The organism is Psychrobacter sp. ENNN9_III, from assembly GCF_001462175.1.
Lineage (GTDB): Bacteria > Pseudomonadota > Gammaproteobacteria > Pseudomonadales > Moraxellaceae > Psychrobacter.
Window position 1 is genome coordinate 1 of the sequence record NZ_LNUO01000040.1, and the last position, 4,948, is coordinate 4,948.

Sequence of the window (4,948 nt, forward strand, 5' to 3'; positions counted from 1 at the left end):
GACCTGCCCGTTTGTCTAACTTCTACATTCACACCTGTTAACTGTTTTAATTCACTTTCTATTTGTGTATGGTGCGTAGTCGTTAGAGGTTTCTGAAAATAAGTATCGATAACAATTTTAAACCCCATAGGCGTAAAGCCTATACCTTGCATCTCGCCACCGTACTTTTTGATGATTTTATCAATTTTTTCTATATCTTCTGCGCTATCATAAACATCTAGCATAGCTGCTCGACTTCTATCCGCTATTGGTAATATCTCGATAAGTAGGCTAAAGCCACGCAATTCGCCTTCTTTAATGACATATTCGTAACTGTCAGCGACTACATTTTGTCGCGTGACGATAAAGTATTTCGGCATGCCATCGGCATTACCATAAATGTCAACATAGCTATCACCAAGTTGTGCTTTTACTTGATTCACAAACTGTTGTACCTCTGTTGAACCATATACCATTTCATGACGATAAATATCGGCAACAGGTCTATTAACGGCATCTGCTAACCTAAAAATATGGTCTGGGTAGTCAACATCTCGTGGTGTATTGTCGATAGAAACATCAGATTTAGTATCAATTTTTGTCCAATCAATATAAATCTTTTTTTGCCCAACTACCGTACCTGTAGGTTCAGATTTTACTGGTTCGTATGATGTGGCGTTACAGCCGTTTAATAGTGTAATCATGACAACAGTAAAGGATAGCGTCATAGGGTTAAATTGTATCATTACAACATATCCTCAAATATTTAATAAAAACTTTCAACCCAACAACAACTCCTCCAATATCCCCTCATAAATCTGCGCCAATCTTCCCAAATCATCCACCTCAACCTTTTCATCAACCTGATGAATCGTGGCATTGCGTACGCCAAGCTCAACGACTTGTGCACCCGTTGGCGCGATAAAGCGTCCGTCAGAGGTACCGCCTGAAGTCGATAAAGTTGCCTGCGTACCCGTTACCGACTTAATGGCTTGCTGGCAGGCAGAGACGAGTTTACCTTCAGGGGTCAAAAACGGCTGACCAGATAATTTCCAATGAATATCATAACTGGCCTTGCTATCAGCAAAATGCTTATCAAAGATAGCATGGGTTTTTGCTTTTAGTTCATCTTCAGTCGTTTCTGTTGAAAAGCGGAAATTAAAGATAACTTCAAGCGTTTCAGGGATGACATTGGTTGCGCCCGTGCCACTATTAATATTTGAGATTTGTAGAGAGGTGGCGGGGAAGTAATCGTTACCAGCATCCCATGTCGTAGCCGTTAATTCAGCCAAAGCTGAGGTCGCGGCATGAATAGGATTAGACGCAAGGTGTGGATAGGCGACGTGACCTTGCTTGCCGGTGACAGTAAGCACGGCACCCAACGAGCCGCGGCGTCCGTTCTTGATAATATCGCCTAATGTATCAGTACTTGATGGCTCACCAACGAGACAATAGGTAATTTTTTCATTACGTGCTTCTAGAGTTTCTATGACCTTAACGGTGCCATTGATAGAGGGGCCTTCCTCATCTGAGGTAATTAAAAAGGCGATAGAGCCATTATGCTCAGGATGGTTGGCAACGAAACGCTCAGCAGCGATAGTAAAAGCGGCTATTCCGGTTTTCATATCAGCGGCACCACGCGCCCAGAGATAGCCATTTTCGATGGTTGGGGTAAATGGCGGATAGGTCCAGTTTTTCTCGTCGCCCGTCGGTACGACATCGGTATGACCAGCAAAACATATCACAGGGTCGGCTGTACCACGGCGTGCCCAAAGGTTTTTGACTTCCGCGTGCTCGCCAGTCTTATCTCTATCGCCAAAATACATAAACTCGCAATCAAAGCCAGCTTGTGATAAACGCTCTGACAATATGTCTTGGCAGCCATCATCATCTGGAGTGACCGAAGGACGCTCAAGAAGTGCAATGCTTAAGTCTAAGGTTTGTTGCTGGTGGGTTTTTGGTTGATGGGTAGAGTCAGACATGAATGAACCTTTTTATTACAAATTAAGATGATAAGTTTTTAAGAGTAGCAGCCAAAATAGAAACAGTCGCTTTTTTACTTGCTAATAGGTTTTAAATATTGTCTCTAACAAAAGGTATTAGACCATCTCGGCGCATCCACGTCGCGATAGAGTAACGTTGTCGATGGGCGACTTGCACTTGATGCTGCAAGTCACTGTCAAATATGACCAGTCGGTTGGCGACAGGCATTATATTATGATGGACATCATGTTTATCAATGATTTCTAATGCGCCGCCATCGCTGGCTGCCCATTCATCATTGAGATAAAACACCGCCGAGATAACGCGCTCATCACGACCAGCGGGATTGTCGCTGTGCCACTGATAGCCAAAGCCCACTGGATAGCAGGCGTAATGTGCTTCACTATGGCGAATACCAGCGAACAAACTACGATTGAAAAGCACGCCAAGCGCATTGATGCTTTGCAAATAAAAATAGCCGGCAAAGAAATTCTCAGTAATCCAGCGGATGCGATCACCGCGTATATCACTGATACGCATACCCGCAGTCAGCTCTGCATCACGATAGTCGATAAAACCACTTTCCGCCTGCAAGGCTAATAATGCTGTATGCTCAAATACGCCATCAATAACTATCCAACCATCATCCACGAACTTATCGAGCTGCGTATCGGTCAGCTTATCGTCCCAGCGCACATCAAAATCTGACATTTGCAGCACGTGTTGAGTTGGCGACTTGTCGCTCTTCTGGTTGCTCGCCATATCAGTGGACGGCGCAAGTAATGGCGGATTATCAGGACCTATCGGATACTTGACCACCAGATCAGTCACATCTAGGTTGCTAATAATATTCGTCATTTCACCTCGTTATTGTCAATTAGCTGGCATTCAAAAACCCTTTTATTAAAAGCGCTTACCAAAACCACATTATCTTTTATGCTTCCTATGCTACCATAGATGCAATTTTTCTTATTTAAACTTTTGAGATTATGAACTATAAACACGCCTACCATGCTGGTAACTTTGCTGATGTGGTGAAACACATTTTATTGGTACAACTGCTTAATCAGTTGAGCCAAAAAAACAAACCTTTTTATGCGCTCGATGCTTACGGTGGTCGCGGTCTGTACTCACTAAGTAGTGAAGAAGCGCGCAAAACTGGAGAAGCTGAAGGCGGCATCAAAGCGTTGTTAAAGCTTGATGATGCTGAAATGACACAAGCACCAGCAGCTGTCAAAGACTATATGGAAGGCATCAAGCAAGCCAAATCTACTTATGATAATAAAGTCTACCCCGGTTCGCCATGGTGGATTGCTCATCATATTGAAAAAAACCCAGATACGGGCGTTCGTGGGGAAGCCTTTGAAGCCAAAGCTAGTGAATACGATGCGCTTAATTATCAATTGCATAAGCTGCCAATCGGTATTCATCATCGTGATGCATTTGAGGGCATTACTGCTGTTGTACCACCAAAAGAAAAACGCGGTCTAATTTTTCTGGACCCTCCTTACGAGCAAGAACACAAGGACTTTACGCGCCTTATCAATCTATTGGTTGCTGCTTATAACAAATGGCCACAAGGCACTTATGCATTATGGTTCCCAATCAAAAACATCGAAGCGGTAGAGCTGTTTTACAAAAAGCTTAAGCGTACTGAAATGAGACGCCAACTGGTCTGTGAGCTAAATATTTATCCAAACGATGTTGCTGTCGGCCTCAATGGGACGGGGCTACTGGTTATTAATCCGCCGTGGCAGTTTGACAATCATGCACGCGAGATATTACGGTTTTTACAGCCTGCTTTAAAAGTAGCTGATGCGCCAAACTTAACGCCTGATAGTGCAACCAATGTACGCTGGCTAGTTGGCGAATAAGGATACCATTATGACGACCGAGCAGCCACCTCACAATAGCCTAAACGACAGCGCAGCGACTCAGCCGCCTTTTATTGATGAACATGAATTCAATGTTCGCTTAGCGGATAATGATAATTACGATGGCTTAACTTTTGAGGTGATTGAGACAGAAGTTGCAGAAGGTAAGCCTGTGGTCAGCCGCGGTGTCTATTTAGCGCCCAATCTGATCACCACATTGTCACTGTTATCTGGTTTTTATTCGATTTTAGCCAGTACCCAAGGTGAATTTTACAAAGCATCCTTAGCAATCTTTTTATCGGCCATTCTTGATGGGGCTGATGGCCGAGTCGCACGTATGCTTAATGCACAAAGCCCCTTTGGCGAGCAGTACGACTCGCTCGCCGATATGCTCGCCTTTGGTATTGCCCCAGCTATCTTAATTTATAGCTTTGCCTTGGAGCCTTTAGGACGCTTTGGTCTAGGTTGTGCTTTTGTCTTTACTGCCTGTGGTGCCTTTCGTTTGGCACGGTTTAACGTACAGATTGGCGAAGTCGATAAGAAGTACTTTGTTGGTTTAGCAAGTCCGCTTGCCGCTATACTAGTAACCTCTGCTGTTATGGTTGCTGTCGATCATAATGAATGGGTTGGACAATATGATGCTGCTATTATGTTCTTGTTTGCCGCGTGGGTGGTCATCTGTGGCCTGCTGATGGTCAGTAATATCAAATACTATAGCTTTAAAGAGTTTGACAAAAAGAAAGTCCCATTTGTAGTTCTTATTGTTGGTGTATTGGTTATGAGCATCGTGCTATATGATATACCAGTTGGTATTTTAGCGATTGGTATTATATATGCGTTGTCAGGTATCATTACTACGATTAGGGCAAAAGCCAGCAGTTAAAACAGTTAACTTTCTCATAATAAAAGGGGTTTACCAAAAGGTAGACTCCTTCTTTGTTCATAGCAGTATAACGGTAAATATAAATAGTGAGTCATAACAATTGGTTAAAATAATATAATGAGTGTAATAAGCTCAATATAAAGAAATTATTAATTATTTTTTAGATCCCCCTTGACCTCCAACTTAAAGCGCGTATAATGCCACCCAGTCGAAAGGGAAGGGTATTTAC

Annotated in this window: 5 protein-coding genes; 2 read left to right on the forward strand and 3 right to left on the reverse strand. The window is 43.1% G+C overall.

What is annotated here, in order from left to right; translation table 11 throughout:
• The 3 genes from PENNN9_RS03255 to PENNN9_RS03265 form a co-directional block, all read right to left on the reverse strand.
• On the reverse strand, positions 1 to 725 hold a 725-nt coding region (locus PENNN9_RS03255), incomplete at its 3' end, for a hypothetical protein (RefSeq protein ID WP_156410061.1).
• Positions 726 to 758: 33 nt separating this feature from the next.
• Positions 759 to 1,961 (reverse strand): succinyl-diaminopimelate desuccinylase, encoded by a 1,203-nt coding sequence (dapE, locus tag PENNN9_RS03260; protein WP_058368311.1) that lies wholly within the window; start codon positions 1,959 to 1,961, stop codon positions 759 to 761.
• A 91-nt stretch (positions 1,962 to 2,052) separates the two neighbouring features.
• Entirely contained in the window at positions 2,053 to 2,820 is a 768-nt protein-coding gene (locus tag PENNN9_RS03265) for a 2OG-Fe(II) oxygenase (protein ID WP_058368312.1), read from the reverse strand.
• A 131-nt stretch (positions 2,821 to 2,951) separates the two neighbouring features.
• Between PENNN9_RS03265 and PENNN9_RS03270 the strand changes: the two genes are divergently transcribed.
• Together PENNN9_RS03270 and pssA are read left to right on the forward strand one after the other, a co-directional pair.
• Entirely contained in the window at positions 2,952 to 3,836 is an 885-nt protein-coding gene (locus PENNN9_RS03270; protein WP_058368313.1) for a 23S rRNA (adenine(2030)-N(6))-methyltransferase RlmJ, read from the forward strand.
• Between the two features lie 10 nt (positions 3,837 to 3,846).
• Positions 3,847 to 4,719, forward strand: coding sequence for a CDP-diacylglycerol--serine O-phosphatidyltransferase (gene pssA / locus PENNN9_RS03275; RefSeq protein WP_227511704.1), 873 nt, complete (start codon positions 3,847 to 3,849; stop codon positions 4,717 to 4,719).
• Positions 4,720 to 4,948 lie beyond the last annotated feature (229 nt).